The organism is Bacillota bacterium (assembly GCA_024655925.1).
GTDB lineage: Bacteria > Bacillota > DTU025 > DTU025 > JANLFS01 > JANLFS01.
In genome coordinates, this window is record JANLFS010000057.1 from 864 (window position 1) to 22,111 (window position 21,248).

The following is a 21,248-nucleotide window of genomic DNA, read 5'->3' on the forward strand; positions in this document are numbered from 1 at the left end:
CCGCGTGGCTGGGTTGCGGTGAACGAAGCGATCATAAAGTGGAGCAAACGAAGTCTCAACACACGTCCGGACAGTCGCTCCAAATAGCCAAGAGGCCCTCCTCATGGAGCGCCTCAATTCTTCAGCCTCAAAATGTCACATGGTGCCGGAGGCGGGAGTCGAACCCGCACGTCCTTTCGGGACAAAGGATTTTAAGTCCCCTGCGTCTGCCATTCCGCCACTCCGGCACTTAATCTCTGTGAGGTTATTATACCACCCACCGAGCGCCGCGACCAGACGGATCTACCGCCCGATTGCACTAGCCCCAACTAGGGCTTGACGGTTTCTACGGGACATGGTAACTTGTGGCTGTCGCCCACGCCCATCTATGCGCCGGGCTGAAAAGCTCTTGGGAATCTCCAAGAACACCGCGCTCGCTTGGAAACACAAGGTCATGTCCAGGCTGACCGGGGCTTGCGCCGGTTCTATACTCTCCACGAGTTCGGACCGCAGCCCCTCGACAGACGAGTCACCGCCCTGCCCAGCACTCCCCGTCAGGAACGTCACAGTCCAGTGCAGTCCCCCGCTCCGCAAGCCTCTGTACAACCATCTCCCCAATGGGATTCGGATTCCCCGCTAGGTAGTCCGCAACATGCATGTGAAGGCACTTGACGCCCCGTGGGTCCGCGATCCCGCCGACACCGCTCGAGGTGACCGCCTCCAGCATGCCAGCAGGAGCCCCTTCGAGGGTCCGCACGTCTTCTGCGGTCAGAAGCGCCGCCCTGCTCTCCGCGTACCTGGCATTCGCCCGCTCCACGGCCTCCCGCAACGAGGCGTCTTTCTGGAGTCTCTGCCTGATCTCGCCTATCATGCCTTCGCTCTCCAAGCCGGAGACCGCGCACGTCACCCTCGGGCATGTTAGCCAGAATACCGTGGGGAAAGGCCTGACCAATGCCCACCCGCCGCCAGCCTCGTCGGTTTGCCGCCTGGCTTCCTTCACCAGCGGATGCGCTACTACCACTCTTGGAGCACCGCGGGCACACCGGGCTACAATTCCCGCCACATCAGCGAGGGGAACGCGTCCGAGTTGCCGCTCCACCACCTCAAGATCGGACCGGGAGGGGATCTCCATGCGTCTCACCTCCACCGAGCAACACAAAAAAGCACTCCACAGGGAGTGCCTATAACGTTGCGACTGGGCTCATACGAGTCTGGAGAGACGAGTCCCGCGACCGCCGCGCTTGGAGTCCATGTTTCGCTTGAGGTCTTGGTGGCGCTCTTCGCTATCTTTGAGGAATTTGGATAGTTTGTCCTCAAATGACTGCTGGAACACCCGATCCCTGCGGCCGCGCCCAGGTTGGTATCCGGGCAATGCCTGCTTGATAGATAAGCCGATGCGCCCGTTGTCAATGGCAATTACCTTGACCTTGACCTGGTCGTTCTGTTTGAGATAGTCGTTCACATCGTGGACGTAAGCGTCGGCGACCTCCGAGATGTGAACCAGGCCAGTCCTCCCTTCCCCGATATCGACGAAGGCGCCGAACCGGGTAATGCCCGTGACTCGGCCCTCCACGATGGTCCCGACCTCGAGTGACGACATGCTGAGAGAGATCCTCCTGTTCTCATGGTCTGAAACCAAGCCCTATGCGGGCTGTTTACATTATACATGACGGCCGCGGGTAGTGTCAATGATTGGAACAGGGATTACGTCCTTGCCCTGGTAGCTAGTCACCTATTTCCGGAGGTGGACCCGGGCGCCTCCGGACGGGTGTGAACTCTCCCTGATAAGGCTCGGCGACAATGTAGAGGGTCTCGCCGGGTTTCACGAGGCCCAATTGTTCCCGGGCCACCCTCTCGGCATAGGCGTCACTCTTGGCCTCATCCACACGCACTTGCAGTTCCAGAATCCTCTTCTCCCAGGCTGCGGCCTCTTCTTCTACACGTCGGATATCCTGGTTGATCGCGTGCAGTCTCATGAACCCGCTGATGTAGGAGACACCTACGCACACGACAACCATTATGCCGAGCACCGTAAAGAGCCGGTGTGACACCGGCGTTTCCCTCCTCGCCCTGCTCAACGACGGCCTTTGAACTTCGGGAATAGAGCATGTATTATACGCAACTTAGCAAATCCCTTCTGAGCCGACGAGATCGATCTCCTGATGATCCTCCCGCCCGATCGCGTCGCGCGACCAACTCTGTGCGCCGTTCGCGCAACCCCCCGACGAAGGGAGAGGAGTCCCCTCACAACATTGTGCCTCAGGGTTATGCGGTACGCGCCGAGCCCGATTGCGAGCCCGAAGAGGACGAACAGTCTCACTTCTCCTCGGTTGACCTGCATGAGTAGCGAGAAAACGACTGCTGCACAGGCAAGCCAGTACGTCAGGTCACTCAGTCCGGTCCATACCCCTCTAGCACGGGTGCACGTGCGCGCCAACCAGAAGAGGTCGTATATGAAGCCCATCAGTACACCTGCGAGGACCGCCACGCCAAGGACCCGGGCCTGGATATCCAGGGTCTCCATCACCCTGCCCCCGTTTCCTCATCTGTCGTACCTGACGGCAACCCAGGCGAAAAGGAGTCCCGCCAGGGAGACCGTTACCCACGAGAGAACGGCCCTACCCGTCCGTGCGGTCTCCACTAAACGTATGCGAGCTTCGCCTATCTCACCACGAAGCTTGGCCCAGAACTGCACGACGTTTCTCGTGTACCCCTGTGTCTCGGGAAAGGGCGGGATGTTGTATGGAGATCCTGTTCCATTGTACTTAGCCACAGCCGACAACCCCGCGTTGTAGGACGCGAGGGCGACAATTATATCCCCGTCGTGCAAGTCGACCAGGTACCGGAGGTACGAGGTCCCGACCCGCAGGTTGGCGGTGGGGTCGAATATGCACTCGTCGGAGCATGCGGGCGGGGCATGATCCCCCTTGCACCTCGCCTCCGGCATGAACTCGCGCCATGTCGCTGGCATGATCTGCATCAGTCCGCGGGCGCCACGCCAGGAAACAGCATCAACCTGAAACCCGCTCTCCTGGCTGATGACTGCCGCCACAAGGCATGGATCCAGGCCGTTCCTCAAGGCCTCGAAGTTGATGCGCTCCGCGAAGGGCAGATCCCTCACTTCCAACCTGGTACGTGCATAATCGCTGAGGATGCGGAGAGCACGAGCTGACCAGTAGTCCACTGTGGAGGACGCAGCGAACGCCAAACCCGCACAGATGATCAGAAGGACGGTCGCAGACGCGATCCAACGCTTGCCCACTCTCAGAGAAGGTCGAAACAGCGAGATGGCCAGCACAAATGGGCTTGCGAACACCGAGATGAAAGCGGTTATCACTCTCATGCCCGGTGACATAGTGGGCCGCCTGCCCTGCACCCTATTCCGGCGTCTTGGCTCGATTCGTGGCATCCCCTGTCCCCCGGACGCGATATTCCGCAGCCTGTTCAGCCGCCTTGTCCCGTACAATTCGCCGAGCCAGGGCGAAATCCTACCGCTCCGCGATGATTGGAAACTATCTGAGTAGCCTGGCCAGGAATCCTCTTCCCCGTTTCCGGTCGTCCTCAGAGTAGTCCACCGACTCAACCAACCCGTCGATCTCCAGGTTGCCGTCCTCCAGGTTGAGTTGCTTGATGTGGAGGTCATGCCCTCGGACACTCAGGACACCTGCGTTGGTCTCCAGGATGATCTCCTCGTCGTCGAAGCTCTCAACGTTCAACACACCGTCCACAGTCATGGCCTCACGGTCCACCAGTACCATCCTGTGCTGTGGGTTCGCGTGCTTCCGCCTCACCTCTTCCGAGATCTCCGGCCCCTTGACCATCGGCTTCACTCCTTTTGGACAGTTGTCCTAAGGATGTCTATGCCCTCCGGTGCCAGATAATGCATCAGAGACCTCTCGCCTTTGCCTCATTCCATATTGCATCCATCTGGTCGAGTGTCATGTCTTCAAGACGAGTCCCGCGCTCGGCCGCGACTTCCTCTATGAACTGGAACCTGCGGATGAACTTGCTGTTTGTCTGCCGGAGCGCCTCCTCCGGGTCTACCTTGAGAAGCCTCGCCACATTCACAATGGCAAACAACAAGTCACCGAGCTCTTCCCGTATCCTCGCACGGTCGCCGGCCCCGAAGGCTTCCCGGAACTCCTCGACTTCCTCCCACACCTTTAACACGGCGTCCTCTGCCCGCGCCCAGTCGAACCCGACCCTTCCGGCCTTGTCCTGCAGCTTGAACGCTTGCATCAATGCCGGAAGGTATTTTGGGATCCCGGCGAGGATGGATACGTAATCCCCCTCATCGTGCCCGGAGTCCATCTTCTCCTCTTGTTTGATTCTCTCCCAGTTTCTCAGGACCGCCCGGGCATCCTTCGCAACCACATCCCCAAACACATGCGGGTGGCGCCGTTCAAGCTTCTCACTGATCCCCCGGACCACATCGTTGAAGTCGAACTCTCCCCGCTCGGAGGCGATTTGGCAATGGAACACCACCTGGAGCAGAAGATCCCCAAGTTCTTCGCAGACTTTCCCGGGATCCCCAGTGTCTATTGCCTCCACGACCTCGTAGGCCTCTTCCACCAAGTAAGGCTTGAGGGTCTCCGGGGTTTGCTGCCGGTCCCACGGGCATCCTCCCGGGCCCCTGAGCCTCGACATTATGCCGACAATCCTGTCTGCCGGGAATCTGCTCCAGCGCCCCCTATCCCCTTCCTCAGGCACTTGGCTCGCGACTGCAGGAACGTACACGCTGGTAAGGTGGTCGATCCAATCGAGCCTGTCCAGTTCGAAAAGGGGAACTCTCTCCACACGCTCCTTTCCCGGGACTCCCGCCGCTTGCACCACCATGACCCCGTGGTCTTCGGGATAGGCCTCCATCAGTAGGAGTTTCACGTCCGACGCGATCATCTGAGAATAGACTTGTCCTATCAATAGAGGCACGTGCAAGTGGGCGGCAACACGCACGCTGGACCCGGCTTCCCCAGGTGATCCACGCCGCACGCATAGCTCGCCCCCTCTGGCCGGCTCCCGAACTCCAGCCTCATCCTCCCCGGCTACTGCATCGCCCCTTCCCGAAAGGGTGACGCCATTCAGGATCACGAGACCTTCCGCCGGATCGGCCCCTACCGCCGTGCACACGGCATCAATGAAGCTTACGCCGGGAAGGATTGTCAGCTCGACTCCCTCGTGGGCCGCGAGAGCCCGAAGGTCAGCGACGGATTTCTCCCCGACGGACGGGTGCCCGGGAACGGCATAGGCCACTGACCGGCCAAGGGTTGCCTCCTCTACGAGCCGTTCAGCAATTCGACGGTAAACCTCTTCGAAGCTCTCTGACGTCTCGTAGAGGGAGTCCATCGACTCGAACTCCACTCCGGCATCGGTGAGCACACTTACTGAAGGGTGCCTGACTGTCCGCACAAAACAAACGTCCGCTTCTTGCATCGCTTTGAGAACAGCCGGGCTCACCAGATCAGGCGCGCCCGGCCCCAAACCTGCCGCCACTATGGACCCTTTGGTCATCCTCAGTCACGACCTCACAAGACCCAGGCGTTTGAGCCCCCGCGCGAACGGCGGCCCGAGCCTTGGGACCATCTCGATATCGCTTGCCACTATTCCCCCGGTCAGGAGCATCACTATGCCATACACAGCAACTCCGACACCGATGGCGACCAGCGTCATCAATCTCTCACGCCCGAACATATTGAACATGAATGAGTACCCGAACCTCACCGTCATGACCATGATCACCGAGGCGAAGAGGGGCTTCCCAAATGAGAAGAACAGTCTGCGCCCGTGGCCGATTCTCCTTGCCATGTCAGCCATATTGAGTAGCGCCACGACACCAAATCCCACGGATGTGCTGATCGCGGCGCCGGCGATGTTCAGATCCGGCCTTCCCGTCAGCCAATACTCCAGGACCACCTTGATGGCCGACCCGATCACGAGGTTCTTCACAGGAACGAGCACGTGGCCCATTCCCTGCAGGACGGCGCCACTAGTTTGGAGCACACAAAGAAAGAGTGCCGCGGGGGCGAGCGACGCCAACACCCGGCCCACATCGGGCTTACCATATACAAGCCCGCAAATCTCCGCGCTGAGTACTGCCAGGCCGAAGCCAGCGGGGAGGCTGATCGCGGCGGTAAGCCTCGTTGCCTCGGTGGCTCTCGACACTACATGAGCACGTCCGCCCACGGCCATCGACTCCGATATGGCCGGCACGATGCTGGTGGCGAGAGCGGCCGTAAGGACACTGGGAAAGTACGCAAGAGGCAAGGCCATCCCGTTCAGCTGCCCAAAGAAGGCCGTGGCCTGCTCTCCCCCGAACCCGGCCACCGCTAGCCTCGCGGGAACGATGGCAGAGTCGATCGCTCTGATGATGGGAAGGACAGACGCTCCCACGGCAACCGGCAGGGAGATCGCGAAGATCCGCCCGGCGATCTCCAGAGTCCCCTCCGGGGGACGTTCCGAATTCGCCCGGCCCCTGACATCTCCGTGTCTCCGTCTCCTCAACAAGAAGGCCCCGAGCAGGTACAGAAGGCCTGCCAAGCCACCCGCTGTGGCCCCCAACGCAGCCCCGGCCGCAGCGAATTCCACCCCTCGTGAAAGAAGAGTCAAAGCCAGCGCGAGCATTGTACCGACCCGGACCAGTTGCTCCATGATCTGTGAGAGCGCTGACGGGCCCATATTCTGAAGCCCCTGGAAATACCCGCGGAAGGCTGACATGACTGTGACAAAGAAAAGCGCCGGGGCGATTGAGCGGATCGCCAGCGCCACCCTGAGATCGTGGTAAACCTGGCCCGCAAGCCAGTCTGCAGAGAAGTACATGACCGCACTCGCCACGAGGCCCGTGACGAGCATGATATTGAGCGCAACACCCAGCACGCGTCCGGCTCCCCGGTCGTCCCCGATGGCAGTCCTCTCCGCCACCAGCTTGGATATGGCGAGAGGAAGCCCGGCGACTGAGGCAACGAGGAAGAAGTTGTACAGAGGCTGGGCCAGTTCGAGCAGGCCCATGCCCTCGTCGCCTATAAGGTTCGCGAGCGGGATCCTATAAAAGGCGCCCAAAATTCGGCTGATTATTCCGGCTGCGGCCATGATGACCGCGCCTCTTACGAAGGATTTATGCTCCCTGTGCTCTTTCGTTTAGTTCACCTGCCTGGCCATATACCCCGCGGCTGTGGTGACTAGTTTCTCCTCGAGATCGCCGACTGTGTGCTCACTTGAGGTGGTCCCCATCACGACCGCCCCAAGGGGATCACCTTCCACGATGATCGGGGCAATGGCAGCCGACACTATGGGGAGGTCTTCGTCGTTTTCTGCCAGAATCGACGAGGCGTCTCCGCCTCCCCTGTAGTGTACGAGGAGAACCTGCCTCTCGATCATGGCCTTCTCCACGGCCCTGCCGACGGTCTTCCCGACGGCAAAGGCCGTATCCGGGCCTGAGGCTGCAATCACCGTATCCCTGTCGCACACCAGGGCCACCCTGTCAGTCGTGCCCACCATGGATTCGACCATGTCCTCCGCGACCACCCGCAGCTGAGCGATGGGCGAATACTTCTTGATGATGATTGTGGAGTCCGGGTCGACGTATATCTCCACGGGATCTCCTTCTCGTATGCGGAGGTTCCTCCTGAGTTCCTTGGGCACTACGATCCTGCCCAGCTCGTCGATGCGTCTTACGATTCCAGTTGCTTTCACGTTGAGACCCCCTCCTGCGATTCATGTGGCACACGGGTCTACTGGTTTACTGCCACTCCGTGCTTCATCTCGGTCAGGACTCCAACCAGAGTATCTAGAATCTCCCGGTCCGACATCCCTTGGGTCTTCACTTTGATGCTCTGGGATTTCCCTATGTTCAGGACGACCCTGCCCTTGAACGGCCTTGCAACTTTCATGATATCCTGACTTGCGTACCTTATCCCATTCGCGAACCTCACGATCACGGCGTTTCGTTCTCCGGAGATGCTCGCCACCCCCAGTTCCCTCGCAAGCACCTTGAGGCCGGCGATGGAGATCAGGTTCCAGACAGGATCCGGCAAATTCCCGAACCTGTCGGTGAACTCCCGGGAAAGATCGGCACCGTCCTCCATGGTCTCAATGCCGTTGATCTTCTTGTAGACCTCGATCTTCTGCTTGGCGTCCGGCACGTACGTGTCGGGAACGAAAGCATCGACAGGGAGGTCTATCAAGATAGGCGGGAGTTCAGGTTTCTTAGGTTCACCCCGGAGTTCGCTTATGGTTTCCTCCAGAAGCCTGCAGTAGAGCTCGAACCCAACGGCCGCTATGTGCCCGTGCTGTTCCGACCCGAGGATGTTCCCTGCACCTCGAATCTCGAGATCTCTCAAAGCAATCTTGTACCCTGACCCCAGGCTCGTGAACTCCTTTATGGCAGCAAGCCTCTTCTCTGCGACCTCCGATAGGACCCTGTCCCGCTTGAACATCAGGTAAGCGTAGGCCACCCGGTTGGTCCTCCCGACTCTTCCACGCAACTGGTAGAGCTGGGCTAGCCCGAGGTCCTCCGCGTTGTTGATGACAATAGTGTTCACGTTCGGTATGTCTATGCCTGACTCTATTATAGTTGTGCATACGAGAACATCAAACTCCCGAGCGAGAAAACGCAACATCACGCGCTCAAGTTTCTCCTCAGGCATTTGGCCGTGAGCGACCTCGATAGAGGCTTCCGGGATCAGCCGTCGTAGAGACGCCGCGATATCCTCGATGTTTTGAACGCGATTGTGCACATAGTAGACCTGACCGCCCCGGTCGATCTCACGGAGAATGACCTCTCTCACCAGCGTATCGTTGCTCTCGACCACGTACGTCCTGATGGGGAACCTGTTCTCCGGAGGAGTCTCGATCAGGCTCATATCCCGGACGCCCACCATCGCCATGTGCAGGGTACGAGGGATCGGAGTGGCGGTGAGGGTGAGGACGTCCACTTCCTTCCTGAGCTCCTTCAGCCTTTCCTTCTGAGCCACACCAAACCTCTGTTCCTCGTCCACCACGACGAGGCCGAGGTTCTTGAACTTGACGTCCTGCGAGAGCAGTCTGTGAGTGCCAATGACCACGTCCACAGATCCCATCCTGATGCCCTTCACAATCTCCCTCTGCTCCGCTTCAGACTCGAACCTGGAGAGCATCGCAACCTTCATGGGAAACCCGCGGAACCGCTCCGTGAAAGTGGAATAGTGCTGCTGAGCAAGGATTGTGGTGGGTACCAGGACCACGACTTGCTTCCCGTCAGCCGCGGCCTTGAACGCCGCTCTCAGGGCTACCTCAGTCTTGCCGAACCCGACATCCCCGCAGAGCAGGCGATCCATGGGCATCGCTCGCTCCATGTCCCGCTTGACCTCGATGATCGCTCTCCACTGGTCCGGGGTCTCTTCGTATGGGAAGGCGTCTTCGAACTCCTGCTGCCACACAGTGTCGGGAGAGAATGCGTACCCACGGATGCTCTTCCTGGCCGCGTACAGCTCCAGCAGGCCTTTCGCCATGTCCTGGACGGACTCCCGCACCCGGCTCTTAGTGCGGGCCCACTCCGTCCCCCCCAACTTGTTGAGGCGCGGGGGCGACTCCTCCACCCCGATGTACTTCTGTAACATCGCCACCTGGTCGGTGGGAACATAGACTCTGTCTTCCCCGGCATACTGCACGAGGAGATAGTCTCTCTGCACCCCGCCGACCTCAAGAGTCTGAACCCCTGCGTACTTCCCTACGCCGTGGTTGATGTGGACCACGTAGTCCCCGGGAGTGAGGTCGGCGTAGCTCGTGATCCTTGCGCTTTCCTCGACCGCCGCGAAACGCCGGCGTTTCTTCTGCCTCCCATAGAGCTCTGAGTCGGTGAGCACCGCAAGCCCCAAGTCGGGGTAGTGAAACCCGGACTCCAGCTCCCCATGAGCGACTGTGACCGTTCCCTCTTCGGGGATGAAGTCTATGGACTTGGCCCGGTGCACAGGGATATCATTCTCTTCCAGGGTCTCCGCGAGGCGAGCCATTCTCTCCTGCGTCGAGACGATACAGACCACCCTGTACCGGCGCTTGCGGAGGGTCTTGATATCGCGCATGAGATCGTCCACTTTCCCCTGGAAGGGCTCAGCCTGCTTCATGGGGACAGCCCGGGCGCTGGCGAGAGCCTTCTCATCTAAGGCCCGCGACAACAGTGAGAATGACACTGACTGCCTTCCCTCCAGCAGGGACGTCACCTGGTCTCCGGAAAGGAAGACGTTCACCTGCAACGGAAGAATCATCCCGGCCTCGAGAAGGTTGGTGTAGGTTTCGCGGATCTCTGTCTCATAACCGGAGAGCGCCTCGCGGATCCTGGCAGGCTCGTCTATTATGCAGACGGCATCCAGTGCGTAATCCGCAAGTGTGGATTGTTCGGTGTAGAAGTACGGCAGGTACTGCTCGTCGTTGTCGAAATAGGCCCCAGCATCGAGTTTCGCGAGGTGGCGCTCGACACGATCCCTCAACTGGCCCCGGTTACCCGCGACCCGAGCCAGCTCGGCTGCGATCTTCCGGCGCCCGGCATCTCTCAACTCGGAGGAATATAGGAACTCCCTGGCGGGAGTGATGACAACCTCGTCGATGTCGCCACGAGACCTCTGCGATTCGGGGTCGAAGACTCTCAAAGACTCGACCTCGTCCCCGAAAAGCTCGATGCGGACAGGCTCGTCAGCATCCCTTGGGAAGATGTCGATTATTCCGCCTCTCACGCTCGCCTGACCTCTCGCGTCCACCCTACCCAGCCTTTCATAGCCAAGGCCAGCCAGGCTCTCTTCGAGTTCGGAGAGGTCGACTGTGTCACCGACTCTGAGCCTACGGAGTGACTCAGTGACTACCCGGGGCGGCACCATCCTCCGCCCGAGTGCACGTACTGGCGCTATCACCACAACCTGCCTACCTGTGACCAAGGCCATCTGCGCCTTGGCCCGCGCCGCGGCAAGGTCGGCGCTCATCGGAGTCTCCTCGTAAGGCATCAAGTCGACCGGGGGAAATATCAAAGCACGATCCGGGCCAAGCAGTGTTGAGATGTCTGCCGAGAGCCTCTCGGCCTCCTGTTGGCTGTAGGTGACGACGAACACTGGGCGGCCCGAATGATGTGAGAGCCCAGCGACGTACAGCGACTTCTGAGACCCGGCCAGTCCCAGAAGGTGCTGTTTGTACGCTCCTCTTGACACTTCGGAGAGAGTATCGCGGAACTCCTCTGACCTCATAAGAAGGTCCAGAATACCAGTCAACTGGACACCTCCCAGTGGTTTGAGACATAGCATAACAAGCCAAAGTCACGCCGTCCCGCGGCCAGCGGACCTCCCGCGGGCGACGTCTTCGGTAAGACTCTATGCTATTCGGTTGAAGCTAGATTCCCCCAAAACGCCCTGTCCGCATTCACCATATCAGTGGGAGTTGAACCTGGTTTGGGCCACCTCAATGCCTTCCTCAATTATGCACCGGACGGCCTGTGCGCCGAGGACGATGGCTTCGGACATGATGGGCAGTTCCGCCCGGTCGAACGTGCCAAGCACGTGCTCTACAGGGTCGCTTGTCGCAGCCGGCCGGCCGATGCCGATCCGCACCCTACGAATGTCCTCCGTGCCCATGTGGGCGATGATGGATTTCATCCCATTGTGCCCGCCCGCGCTCCCCCCAGCCCGAATCCGAATCCTGCCCGGGTCCAGATCCATATCATCGTAGACAACCAGGAGCGAGTTGTGGTCCACCCCGAACCAGCGGCAGGCGGCGGATGCGGCTATTCCACTCAGGTTCATGTAGGTCTGGGGTTTGATCAGAACAACGTCCTCGGCCCCAACCCGAGATTTCGCGGCAACGGCGCGGAAAGCGGTTCGCCTGAACGCCACCCTGGACTCCCGGGCGAGCCTGTCAACGACCATGAAGCCGATATTGTGCCGCGAGCACTCATATGCGCTCCCCGGGTTCCCCAGGCCGAACACGAGCACCATGATGCCAACCTCTCCCCGGACCGAGACCCGGTCAGTCGAAGAGTATGCTCACTGACAGTTCCTCGTATATCCGCCGTATAGCCTCGGCAAACAGCGGCGCCACCGAGAGGACTGTCATCTTATCGATATTCTCGTGGGCCTCGACTGGGATGGTGTTTGTGATGACGACTTCCTTGATGGGGGCTTCCCTAAGCCTGCCGATGGCGGGACCAGAGAGTACGCCGTGCGTACAGCATGCCCAGACCTCAGTGGCACCCGCCCGGATCAAAGCACGCGCCCCTTCACACACAGTCCCAGCCGTATCGATCAAGTCATCGATGAGCACAGCGGGCTTGTCCGCAACATCGCCGATTATGTTCATCACCTCGGCGACGTTTGGCCTGGGTCGCCGCTTGTCGATGATGGCAAGCGTCCCATCCAGATGTTCCGCCAAGACCCTCGCGCGGGTCACACCTCCGACGTCAGGTGACACAACCACGCACCCCTCAAGCCCCCTGGCGAGCAGGTGTTCCGCGAGGATGGGGGCACCCTTTAGATGGTCCACAGGGATGTCGAAGAAGCCTTGGATCTGCGGAGCATGAAGGTCGATCGTGAGCACCCTTGAGGCTCCGGCAGCGGTTATGAGATTGGCCAGGAGTTTTGCTGCGATGGGCTCACGTGGAAGGGACTTCCGATCCTGCCTTGCGTAGGCGTAATAGGGAACAACTGCTGTGATCGACCGGGCCGACGCGCGCTTGAGGGCATCTATGACGATCAGAAGCTCCATGATGTTGTCGTGGACCGGCCGGCAAAGGGACTGGATGACAAAAACGTCGGCTCCCCTGATGCTCTCGTAGATCTGGACCCTGGTCTCCCCGTCGCTGAACCTCCCTACCTGGGACTTCACCAGAGGAGTGTTCAGCCGGCTCGCGATCTCCTGGGCAAGTGATGGGTTGGAATTGCCCGAGAAAATCTTGAGCTTTCGGTGGCATGCCAGCATTACCGATTCTCCTCCCGAGCGGCTCGGGTCGCCTTCAGCTTCGCAACCCAGCCCTCTTTGTTCTCCTGACGTGCCCGCGCTATGGCAAGAGATCCTGGGGGAACATCCGTCGTCACCGTGGATCCCGTAGCCACGTATGCTTCTCGCCCCACCGTGACTGGAGCGACGAGATTGGAGTTCGCGCCTATGAACGCGCCATCTTCAATCACTGTAGTGTGTTTCTTGTAGCCGTCATAGTTGCAGGTAATGGTCCCGGCTCCCACGTTGACCCCGGAGCCGATGATCGCATCGCCGACGTAGGTGAGGTGTGGCACCTTGCTTCCGGTTGCGATCTTAGCGTTCTTGACTTCGACGAAATCGCCCACCTTGACACTGTCAGCGAGAACAGTACCGGGTCTTATGAACGAGAACGGGCCGATCTTGCATCCGTCGCCGACCACAGCATCACGAATGTTCACGTATGGTCCTACTGAGCAGGATTCCCCGATGGATGTCGAGCCCTGGATGATGGTGAAGGGAAGAATAACTGTGTCCCGGCCGATCCTGACATCCATATCGATGAAAGTGCTTCCAGGATCAACGAGCGTAACCCCGGAGTCCATCACTTCCCAGCGCTTGCGATCACGCATAACGCGTTCCGCAGACGCAAGCTCCACCCTGGAATTGACCCCCATGCCTTCCAGTGGGTCGGACAGGGTAAGGGCGCTCACGGCATGACCGCGCGAGATGAGGACAGGGATGACGTCGGGAAGGTAATACTCACCCTGCTGGTTGTCGTTGGTCACGTGTGGCAATGCCTCAAAAAGCAGCCTCGTGGAAAAACAGAAGACGCCGGTGTTGACCTCGCGCACCGTGCGGATTTCGTCCGATGCGTCTTTGAACTCGACAACTCCGGTGACGCGGCCGGCACCGTCCCGGACAACACGGCCGTAGGCTGCCGGGTCCGAAAGGACCATGGTGAGCATAGTCGCCGCACTTCCAGATTTCTCGTGCTGTTCGACTAGGTGTCGAATGGAAGATGCTTGTAGGAGAGGAACATCTCCGGGGACCACTACGACGGCGCCATCGTATCCAGACAACGCGTCCGCCGCACACATTACGGCATGGCCTGTACCGAGTTGCTCCTTCTGCCAGACGATCTCCACGTTGGCTCTGAAATGCTCCTCGATCCTCTCGCCACCGTGACCCACGAGCACCAGGACCTTCTTGGCACCGGCATCACGGACGGTCCGGAACACGTGGTCGACCATGGGAACCCCGGCTACTTCGTGCAGCACCTTAGGAAGCGCGGACCTCATGCGCTTGCCGAGGCCGGCAGCGAGGATGAGGCCTATGAAGGGACCCATGAAACCCACTCCGGTTCTTTGTGAATGGTGTCTCAAGCACTATGAGCATATACCATAGATGCAGGTTCGTCAACTTTTCACCCGCGTGGCAAACTGCAGGACTACCGGAATACACCCACTAACATACGAGCTCCGGGCACCGCAAAGACTGTACTCAGCAAGCCTAGGGAGGTGATAATCGTGCCCGGACGCAACAACAACCGTACCGTGATCCCCCAGGCCAGGCAGGCTCTGGATCGGATGAAGTATGAGATCGCAAATGAGTTGAACATCCCGACAAACCTCATTCAGGGCGACTACTGGGGCAACCTCAGTTCTAGGGATTGTGGGGCTGTTGGCGGCAACATGGTCAGGAGGATGATCCAGGCAGCCGAGCAATCGCTCATAGCGAACACCACCGCCGGCGTTCGCCTTGGCTTCCAGCAAGCGGTTTCTCCGCTTCTCGGAGCCGGCCTCCACGGCCAGCAGCTCCAGCAGCAACAGTTCCAACAGCCACTTCAACAGCAGCAATTCCAGCAACCACTTGGGGGACAGCAGTTCCAGCAGCAACCAGTTTCCGGCGTAGGCATACCGGGAACCACGGTGTAACTGCCCACCGGCGCCCACAGGCAGAACTCACGGAGGCCCTACTTTGGGCCTCCTCTCTGTTTGTGGGCCCAACTCTGTCTATCTTTCGATGCCCGTCGTGCGTCCAACCTTGGCACCAGTTGGTTATCGTGCAGATTTGGGGGATACTTATCCAACGAGGAGGTGCTGCAATGAGGAACACCGGATTGATCGTGGCCGGGGTGGGTGTGATAGTCTCCATCGTGGGCTGGCTAATGGAAGGCCGCTTTTGGGACGGCGTGTTGGGTTTCGGCCTTGCCCACATCTTTCTCGGGCTCCTCGACACGATGAGGACCCCGGTGAAGGCGTAGTCTGCTGGCCGCCATTTGATGACGAGAGCGCACCTGGATGGGCGCCATGTGCTCGTGCGCGTGGCGCCCGGTCCATGGCCATCTGCCACCTAGCATGCAGGCGTAGGCAGTCGAGGCTCCGGAGCGGGTCCTGTTCGCCGAGAAGAACGCAAAATGAATATGGCTTCTACCTGGATCTAAGCAAAGAGAATGGCAAGAAGCAAAAATCCGTGGGAAATACTCCCACGGATTGTGCCTTCTAGCTTGGCTGGGGCGCCAGGATTCGAACCTGGGATACAGGATCCAAAGTCCCGTGCCTTACCGCTTGGCCACGCCCCAACGTCGTGCCTCACTGACATGCCGCGCAACTTATGATACCACAGATAGGCCTGACCTTCAATTGCACGGTGGCGGCACTTGAGGCGCTGTTTGGGTCCGACGCCTCCAATGGGTCCGGCCCACAGTCGCGGGACGGATCCTGCCACGGATCCAGCCTCTGGCCTTGCGCCGGGCTCCGATCACAAGCCCCAACTGTACAGGCCAATTCCTACGCCTGTATCTTCGGATCCAGGATATCCCGGAAAGCGTCTCCAATGAGGTTCCAGGCGAGCACGAACAGAACAATCGCCAGGCCGGGATAGACGACGGTGTACCAGTACTTCAGTGGCTCTCCGGGCGCACCCAGGATCCAGTTGCGGGAGAAGCTTATCATCTGCCCCCAGTCAGCGTAGCCTTCAGGCGCCCCGAGCCCGAGGAAGCTCAGGCCGGCTGCGGTAACAACCACGGACCCGATGCTCATGGACGCCTGAATGATAACGGGGAATATGGTGTTCGGCAGTATGTGCCGCATGACTATCTTGAAGTCACTCACTCCGGCGGCCCGTGCTGCGGCCACATATTCCTCCTGCTTCACCTGAAGTATTCCGCCCCTTATGAGACGGGCATACGACATCCACCAGAAACAGATCATGGCAGCGACGACCCTGTCGAGACCTTTGCCCAGAACTGTCGTAACCACGACCGCCGCAATGAGGAATGGGAAACTCATGAAGATGTCCACGATCCTCATGATGATCTCGTCTGTCTTGCCTCCTACATACGCAGACAGCGAACCGACCACGAGGCCTATGAAACAGCTGGCGCCGACAACTGTGAGGCCGACCTTGAACGCCGTGCGTGTACCCCAGACTATCCCGTAGAAGATGTCGTACTGTCCCTGCGTCCGCCCCATGGGATGCTCGCGGGAAGGTGGGGTCGGCATCGCACCCCATCCGTAACGCGGGATCCGGTATGGTTCGTGTTTTTGCCTCTCGGGCGTCGGGGCGATCCAGGGTGCCAGAATGGCGACAATCACAAATCCCACGAGCAGGATTAGCCCCAGCATCGATATTGGATTTCGGATCAGCTTCTTCAGCATCATACCGCTACTCCAATCTGACCCTGGGGTCTATGATAGCATACATGACGTCCACAATCAGGTTTGCCGCCACGAGCAGAACTCCGTAGAACAGCGTGGATCCCAGAACCATAGTGTAGTCGAGCTGCTGAGCTGCTGTAGTGGTAAGGAGGCCGATCCCCTTGAAGTCGAAGACAGTCTCGGTGATGGCCATGCCACCCAGAAGGCCCAGGACCATGAGGCCCGCCACCGTTGCAACTGGGATCATGGCGTTCCGCCTCACGTGCCGGCTGATCACGAGGCGCTCACGGAGGCCTTTCGCCCGGGCGGTTCTGACGTAGTCTTTATTCAGGACATCGAGCATGCTCGAACGCGTGATCCTGAGTATGAACGCCCACCACAGGTAGGCGAGGGTTATCGTAGGTGCAATCAAGTGCCTGACAGCGTCCCAGAACACCCGCCAGTTCCAATTGAGTATGGCGTCCACCGTGTGCATGCCGGTGTACTGCCGGAACTCCGGCGACAGAACGATTTGGTAGGCCCAGGTGGATAGCCGGCCGGGTGGGAACCATCCGAGCACACCATAGAAGTACATGAGCATGATGAGGCCGCCAACGAAAGACGGGAGGGACCACCCTATGATCGCGAAGATGCGAGTGGCGTGGTCCAGAAACCTGTTGTGGTGCATTGCGGAAATGGTTCCGAGCCATATGCCGCCCAGGACCACCGGTATGAATGAGAATAGCGCAAGTTCAAGTGTGGCGGGGAATCTCGCCTTGATCGCCTGTAGGACGAACATGTTGGCGGATTGGGAGTACCCCAGATCTCCCCGTAGCAAGTTACCTAGCCACCTGAAGTACCTTATGTGGATCGGATCGTTCAGCCCGTACTTCCTCACCAGGGCGTCGAGGTTCTGGTTCTTGAGCTCCTCGGGGGACTTGATGTAAGCGCTTACCAGTTGGTAAGGGGAGAGGAACGACATCGCCACGAATACAAGAAGGGTCACCCCGATCAGGACCACTGGCAAGAACAGGAGCCTTCGGGCAATGTAGGTCAGCATGTTCCAGTACTCCTCGAACTAGAATTGGCGCCTGCGCTCCCGCGCCCGGAGGGGTGGGGGAGGGCTGCCCCACCGGCAGTCCCTCCCCTTCCCCTGTCCTCGCAGTTGGATCCGAGACGCCTCTACTTCACGTCTTTCCAGAGGCTGTAGAAGTCGTACCTGGCGCTGTTGGCCGGGTGGAAGGAGAAGCCCTTCACCCAGTCTCTATGGACCCGCTCCTCGGTGGGCTCGATGTAGAACATCGCAACTGCCTTCTCGAAGGCGAGCGCCTGAAGTTTCTTGTAGACCTCTGCGCGCTCCGCAGAAGTGGACGCGGAGATTCCCTGGTTGATTAGGGGATCGAACTCGGCCTTGGCGAGGTCGATCAGGCCCTGGCCGCAGTATCCCGCGAACGCACCTGCCGAGTGCATGTATGGGAAGTAGAAGTTGTGGACGTCCGGGTAGTCCATGTGCCACCCCATGAAGAAGACGGGCAGGGCCGACGCGCGGAGCTTGCCGAGGTAGGTGGACCACTGCATCCCCTGGACATCGATCTTGAACTTCGGGTTGATGGACTCGATGTTCGCCTCGAGGATCTCCGCAGCGGTCTTCCGAAGCTCATTGCCGGTATTGTAGAGGATGGTGAGCTTGAAGCCCTTATTCCACAGCTCACCTCCGAAGGCCTTCTTGAACTCAGCCTCGGCCTTCTTGAGGTCGTACTTGAACCACTCCTGGTTCTTGTTGACGTAGGGCAGGATCTGCGGGGCAGGCCCGACTGGCTTCAAGGCACGGCCTTCCATCACCTGCTGGATGTAGGTGTCGTAGTCGAAGGCGTAGGCAAACGCCCTGCGGACGTTGACGTCGGCGAAGAAGTTGCTTGGCACTCCATTGCCATCCAGCTTACCGCTGCCAACGATATCCTCGTTGCCTTCAACAGGGATGGTGAAGTTGAACAGGAGCGTGGTGTTGGTGATGACAGGCAGATTCTCGATGACGACGATGCCAGGGACGTTCCTGACCTGGCTGAGGTACTGCCGATCGACGTAGGCAGCGTCTGCCTCGCCGGTCTTGAGCATCAGGATTCTGGTGTTGGTCTCATCAATGTACTTGATGAACACCGTCTCGAGCTTGGCCGGGCCCTGCCAGTACCCATCATGCCGCTTGAACACGATTTGCCCGCCACTGCGGTCCCAGGTCTCTACCTTGAATGGGCCAGTACCCATGGTTCGCTCGTAGAGGGTCATGCTCTCCTTCGGCGGATCGTACCACTTGACCCAGGTGTCAGGCTTGCCATCCCAGGCGCCGTTCGCGATCATCCACTTCTTGTTGACGATCGAGCTCCAGCTCCCGCCCTTGGCAAGGATCTGCATGAACGGCTCATACGGCATGGCCAGCCGGAAGACGACGTAGTCGCCTTCGACCTCAACAGTCTTCGCAACCTTGTCGTAGACCTTGCGGAGAATTGCCGGGTCGAGCTTGCTCATATCGTCGAATTTCTCGGGCCCGCCGACCATGGGAACAACATCCCTGAGGGTCTGCACACCGAGCAGAGGCTCGAAGAACATCCAGATCGGTCCGCCAGCCGGATCGGCCAGCATCGCCCGCTCGAACGTGTACTCAACGTCAGCCGGTGTGAGAATGTCACCGTTGTGGAACTTGACTCCCTTGCGGATGGGGAACTTGATTGTCTTTCCGTCCGCGGAGATGAGGCCGTTGGCCTTTGTAGGGACCTGCGTGGCGAGCATCGGGACGAAAGCGTCGAGCTTGTTCCCATCATACGCCACCAAGTTGTCGTAGCACTGGTGAATGACCTCGCCGCTCGCTGTGTCATAAGCGTAGGCCGGATCCAGCGAATCGACGTCGCCGAACATGGCGTACACAAAGGTTTTGGGGTCGGTCTTCTGGGCAAGAGCCGGGGCAACCATGCCGACTACCATGAGCGCAGCGATGGCTACCGCAACCAATTTGGTCCTCATGCGCAAACCTCCTTCTTTCTGTTCTAGGGTCTTGACGTCGCGGGCGGTGTTCACCCGCTATAGCCAACCTGGGGAGTTCAATTCCCGTTCGCCACGGGAATCCCCGCCAGGTTAAGCTCCTGACTGCGGTGGCACGCAACGAAATGGTCTCCCTCACTTACCTGGGAGAGCACCGGAGTCTCTCTCTTGCAGATGTCCCGCGTGTATCTGCACCTGGGGTGGAAGTGACACCCGGCCGGCGGGTTGGCCGGGCTCGGGACGTCGCCTTCCAGGATTATCTGCTCGTAATGGAAGTCGGGGTCCGGCGCGGGAATCGCCGAGAACAGGGCCTCAGTATAGGGGTGCTTGGGATTCTCGAAAAGCTCTCCCACCTCGGCTGTCTCCACAATTCGACCCAGGTACATGACCGCAACGCGGTTGCTTATGTGCTGGACCACTGACAGGTCGTGAGCGATAAACAGGTATGTCAGGCCGAACTGGTCCTGAAGGTCCTCCAGGAGGTTCAGCACCTGGGCCTGGATGGAGACATCTAGGGCCGAGACAGGCTCGTCGCAGACGATGAGGGACGGGTTCAGGGCTAGAGCGCGCGCGATCCCGATACGCTGCCTCTGGCCCCCACTGAACTCGTGAGGGAACCTGTTCATGTGCTGGGGTCCCATGCCGACAGCCCGTAGGAGAGTCTCGACCCGGTCGTACCTTTCACGGCGGTTCTTCATCCCCTGTGCTTCGAGCGGCTCGGCTATGATGTCCCGTATCCTCATCCTCGGGTTCAGCGAAGAATACGGATCCTGGAAGATCACCTGCATCTCCCGGCGGAGACTCGGGGCAGTCTCGCTGGTGATCTCCACCCAGCTCCCGTTCTGCTTGATCCTCATAGTGCCCGCGGTTGGCTTTGTCAGATGCAGGACACATTGCCCGGTGGTGGTCTTCCCACAGCCACTCTCGCCCACTAATCCCAGAGTCTCGCCTTTCCTTATGAAGAAGTCGACGCCGTCAACGGCCCGGACCCATCCCATGTTCTTCCGGAAGACACCCGCGGTGATGGGGAAGTACTTCTTCAAGCCTCTCACTTCGAGCAGGATCTCAGACTCTGACCCGTTACGCATAAAGCCAGCACCTCACTGTATGGCCTTCGGCCACCTGAACCACGGGCGGATTCTCCTGGCACCGGTCCTGGAACTTGGGGCACCTGGGCCCAAAGCTGCAACCCCGGGGGAGGTCGAACGGGTCAGGAACCACACCCTCAATCGGAACGAGCCTTTTCTTTCTCACTCCCATCTTGGGTATGGAGTTCAAGAGGCCTATTGTATAGGGGTGGCAGGGCTCGTGGAAGATGGTCCTCACGTCAGCGTGCTCGACGATCTTACCCATGTACATGACTGATACCCGGTCGCACATCCGGCTCACCACACCCAGGTTGTGGGTTATCATGATGATCGCCATCTGGAATTTCTCCTGGAGCTTGCGCATGAGGTCCAGGATCTGCGCCTGTATGGTGACGTCAAGAGCGGTCGTGGGTTCGTCCGCGATGAGCAGGGTGGGGTTACAGCACAAGGCCATTGCGATCATGGCCCTCTGCCTCATGCCCCCACTCATCTGGTGGGGATACTCGCGCGCCCGCTGGCCCGGACAGGGGATCCCGACACGGTCCAGCATGTCGACGGCCATGTCCCAGGCCTCCTTGCGGGACAC

19 protein-coding genes, 2 tRNA genes and 2 pseudogenes are annotated in these 21,248 nt (G+C 59.4%); 2 read left to right on the forward strand and 21 right to left on the reverse strand.

What is annotated here, in order from left to right:
* Nucleotides 1-140: 140 nt before the first annotated feature.
* The 15 genes and pseudogenes from NUW23_09800 to glmU all read right to left on the reverse strand — a co-directional run bounded on the left by NUW23_09800 (nucleotide 141) and on the right by glmU (nucleotide 14,249).
* Nucleotides 141-227, reverse strand: a tRNA-Leu gene (locus NUW23_09800).
* A gap of 281 nt (nucleotides 228-508) precedes the next feature.
* The gene (locus NUW23_09805; protein ID MCR4426466.1) at nucleotides 509-1,111 is read right to left on the reverse strand and encodes a DUF501 domain-containing protein; all 603 of its coding nucleotides are present in this window, start codon (nucleotides 1,109-1,111) and stop codon (nucleotides 509-511) included.
* A gap of 69 nt (nucleotides 1,112-1,180) precedes the next feature.
* Nucleotides 1,181-1,579, reverse strand: coding sequence for a S1 RNA-binding domain-containing protein (locus NUW23_09810; GenBank protein ID MCR4426467.1), 399 nt, complete (start codon nucleotides 1,577-1,579; stop codon nucleotides 1,181-1,183).
* A 124-nt stretch (nucleotides 1,580-1,703) separates the two neighbouring features.
* Nucleotides 1,704-2,030, reverse strand: a complete 327-nt coding sequence (locus tag NUW23_09815; GenBank protein ID MCR4426468.1) for a septum formation initiator family protein — start codon at nucleotides 2,028-2,030, stop codon at nucleotides 1,704-1,706.
* Between the two features lie 23 nt (nucleotides 2,031-2,053).
* Nucleotides 2,054-2,503: a spore cortex biosynthesis protein YabQ gene (locus NUW23_09820; protein ID MCR4426469.1), complete on the reverse strand. Its 450-nt coding sequence runs from the start codon at nucleotides 2,501-2,503 to the stop codon at nucleotides 2,054-2,056.
* Between the two features lie 18 nt (nucleotides 2,504-2,521).
* Nucleotides 2,522-3,388: a lytic transglycosylase domain-containing protein gene (locus tag NUW23_09825; protein ID MCR4426470.1), complete on the reverse strand. Its 867-nt coding sequence runs from the start codon at nucleotides 3,386-3,388 to the stop codon at nucleotides 2,522-2,524.
* Between the two features lie 103 nt (nucleotides 3,389-3,491).
* On the reverse strand, nucleotides 3,492-3,800 hold the full coding sequence (gene yabP, locus NUW23_09830) for a sporulation protein YabP (GenBank protein ID MCR4426471.1): 309 nt from the start codon (nucleotides 3,798-3,800) through the stop codon (nucleotides 3,492-3,494).
* Between the two features lie 64 nt (nucleotides 3,801-3,864).
* A complete protein-coding gene (gene mazG, locus NUW23_09835; protein ID MCR4426472.1) occupies nucleotides 3,865-5,487 on the reverse strand; it encodes a nucleoside triphosphate pyrophosphohydrolase in 1,623 nt (540 codons plus the stop codon).
* 6 nt (nucleotides 5,488-5,493) lie between these two features.
* Nucleotides 5,494-7,068 (reverse strand): annotated as a pseudogene (locus NUW23_09840) (polysaccharide biosynthesis protein).
* Nucleotides 7,069-7,110: 42 nt separating this feature from the next.
* A complete protein-coding gene (locus NUW23_09845) occupies nucleotides 7,111-7,497 on the reverse strand; it encodes a hypothetical protein (GenBank protein ID MCR4426473.1) in 387 nt (128 codons plus the stop codon).
* A gap of 15 nt (nucleotides 7,498-7,512) precedes the next feature.
* Nucleotides 7,513-7,686: pseudogene (locus NUW23_09850) on the reverse strand (AbrB/MazE/SpoVT family DNA-binding domain-containing protein).
* A 17-nt stretch (nucleotides 7,687-7,703) separates the two neighbouring features.
* The gene (gene mfd, locus NUW23_09855; protein MCR4426474.1) at nucleotides 7,704-11,204 is read right to left on the reverse strand and encodes a transcription-repair coupling factor; all 3,501 of its coding nucleotides are present in this window, start codon (nucleotides 11,202-11,204) and stop codon (nucleotides 7,704-7,706) included.
* Nucleotides 11,205-11,360: 156 nt separating this feature from the next.
* On the reverse strand, nucleotides 11,361-11,924 hold the full coding sequence (pth, locus tag NUW23_09860; GenBank protein ID MCR4426475.1) for an aminoacyl-tRNA hydrolase: 564 nt from the start codon (nucleotides 11,922-11,924) through the stop codon (nucleotides 11,361-11,363).
* Nucleotides 11,925-11,955: 31 nt separating this feature from the next.
* Complete coding sequence (locus NUW23_09865; GenBank protein MCR4426476.1) at nucleotides 11,956-12,903, reverse strand: ribose-phosphate pyrophosphokinase; 948 nt, start codon at nucleotides 12,901-12,903, stop codon at nucleotides 11,956-11,958.
* On the reverse strand, nucleotides 12,903-14,249 hold the full coding sequence (gene glmU, locus NUW23_09870; GenBank protein ID MCR4426477.1) for a bifunctional UDP-N-acetylglucosamine diphosphorylase/glucosamine-1-phosphate N-acetyltransferase GlmU: 1,347 nt from the start codon (nucleotides 14,247-14,249) through the stop codon (nucleotides 12,903-12,905). The genes NUW23_09865 and glmU overlap by 1 nt, the downstream gene beginning before the upstream one ends.
* Nucleotides 14,250-14,429: 180 nt before the next feature.
* On the opposite strand from glmU, the gene NUW23_09875 reads away from it, so the two are divergent.
* Both NUW23_09875 and NUW23_09880 read left to right on the forward strand, forming a co-directional pair.
* Entirely contained in the window at nucleotides 14,430-14,837 is a 408-nt protein-coding gene (locus tag NUW23_09875; protein MCR4426478.1) for an alpha/beta-type small acid-soluble spore protein, read from the forward strand.
* A 170-nt stretch (nucleotides 14,838-15,007) separates the two neighbouring features.
* Nucleotides 15,008-15,166, forward strand: a complete 159-nt coding sequence (locus tag NUW23_09880; protein ID MCR4426479.1) for a hypothetical protein — start codon at nucleotides 15,008-15,010, stop codon at nucleotides 15,164-15,166.
* A 244-nt stretch (nucleotides 15,167-15,410) separates the two neighbouring features.
* Here the strand turns inward: NUW23_09880 and NUW23_09885 are convergent.
* From NUW23_09885 to NUW23_09910, 6 genes are all read right to left on the reverse strand, one after another.
* Nucleotides 15,411-15,484 (reverse strand) — tRNA-Gln (locus tag NUW23_09885).
* Nucleotides 15,485-15,692: 208 nt separating this feature from the next.
* Nucleotides 15,693-16,565, reverse strand: coding sequence for an ABC transporter permease (locus tag NUW23_09890; protein MCR4426480.1), 873 nt, complete (start codon nucleotides 16,563-16,565; stop codon nucleotides 15,693-15,695).
* 4 nt (nucleotides 16,566-16,569) lie between these two features.
* Nucleotides 16,570-17,601, reverse strand: a complete 1,032-nt coding sequence (locus NUW23_09895; GenBank protein ID MCR4426481.1) for an ABC transporter permease — start codon at nucleotides 17,599-17,601, stop codon at nucleotides 16,570-16,572.
* Between the two features lie 122 nt (nucleotides 17,602-17,723).
* Entirely contained in the window at nucleotides 17,724-19,556 is a 1,833-nt protein-coding gene (locus tag NUW23_09900) for an ABC transporter substrate-binding protein (protein MCR4426482.1), read from the reverse strand.
* Nucleotides 19,557-19,633: 77 nt separating this feature from the next.
* The gene (locus NUW23_09905; protein ID MCR4426483.1) at nucleotides 19,634-20,662 is read right to left on the reverse strand and encodes an ATP-binding cassette domain-containing protein; all 1,029 of its coding nucleotides are present in this window, start codon (nucleotides 20,660-20,662) and stop codon (nucleotides 19,634-19,636) included.
* The coding region (locus NUW23_09910) for an ABC transporter ATP-binding protein (protein ID MCR4426484.1) at nucleotides 20,655-21,248 on the reverse strand (594 nt) is incomplete at its 5' end. The genes NUW23_09910 and NUW23_09905, both read right to left, overlap by 8 nt.

Excerpts from the sequence above, each read along its gene's own strand:
- NUW23_09880 (MCR4426479.1), top strand. The coding sequence starts at position 15,008 with ATGAGGAACACCGGATTGATCGTGGCCGGGGTGGGTGTGATAGTCTCC.
- NUW23_09810 (MCR4426467.1), bottom strand. The coding sequence starts at position 1,579 with ATGTCGTCACTCGAGGTCGGGACCATCGTGGAGGGCCGAGTCACGGGC.
- NUW23_09895 (MCR4426481.1), bottom strand. The coding sequence starts at position 17,601 with ATGCTGACCTACATTGCCCGAAGGCTCCTGTTCTTGCCAGTGGTCCTG.
- NUW23_09865 (MCR4426476.1), bottom strand. The coding sequence starts at position 12,903 with ATGCTGGCATGCCACCGAAAGCTCAAGATTTTCTCGGGCAATTCCAAC.
- NUW23_09820 (MCR4426469.1), bottom strand. The coding sequence starts at position 2,503 with ATGGAGACCCTGGATATCCAGGCCCGGGTCCTTGGCGTGGCGGTCCTC.
- NUW23_09900 (MCR4426482.1), bottom strand. The coding sequence starts at position 19,556 with ATGAGGACCAAATTGGTTGCGGTAGCCATCGCTGCGCTCATGGTAGTC.
- yabP (MCR4426471.1), bottom strand. The coding sequence starts at position 3,800 with ATGGTCAAGGGGCCGGAGATCTCGGAAGAGGTGAGGCGGAAGCACGCG.
- NUW23_09905 (MCR4426483.1), bottom strand. The coding sequence starts at position 20,662 with ATGCGTAACGGGTCAGAGTCTGAGATCCTGCTCGAAGTGAGAGGCTTG.
- pth (MCR4426475.1), bottom strand. The coding sequence starts at position 11,924 with ATGGTGCTCGTGTTCGGCCTGGGGAACCCGGGGAGCGCATATGAGTGC.
- NUW23_09825 (MCR4426470.1), bottom strand. The coding sequence starts at position 3,388 with ATGCCACGAATCGAGCCAAGACGCCGGAATAGGGTGCAGGGCAGGCGG.
- NUW23_09805 (MCR4426466.1), bottom strand. The coding sequence starts at position 1,111 with ATGGAGATCCCCTCCCGGTCCGATCTTGAGGTGGTGGAGCGGCAACTC.
- glmU (MCR4426477.1), bottom strand. The coding sequence starts at position 14,249 with ATGGGTCCCTTCATAGGCCTCATCCTCGCTGCCGGCCTCGGCAAGCGC.
- NUW23_09890 (MCR4426480.1), bottom strand. The coding sequence starts at position 16,565 with ATGATGCTGAAGAAGCTGATCCGAAATCCAATATCGATGCTGGGGCTA.
- mazG (MCR4426472.1), bottom strand. The coding sequence starts at position 5,487 with ATGACCAAAGGGTCCATAGTGGCGGCAGGTTTGGGGCCGGGCGCGCCT.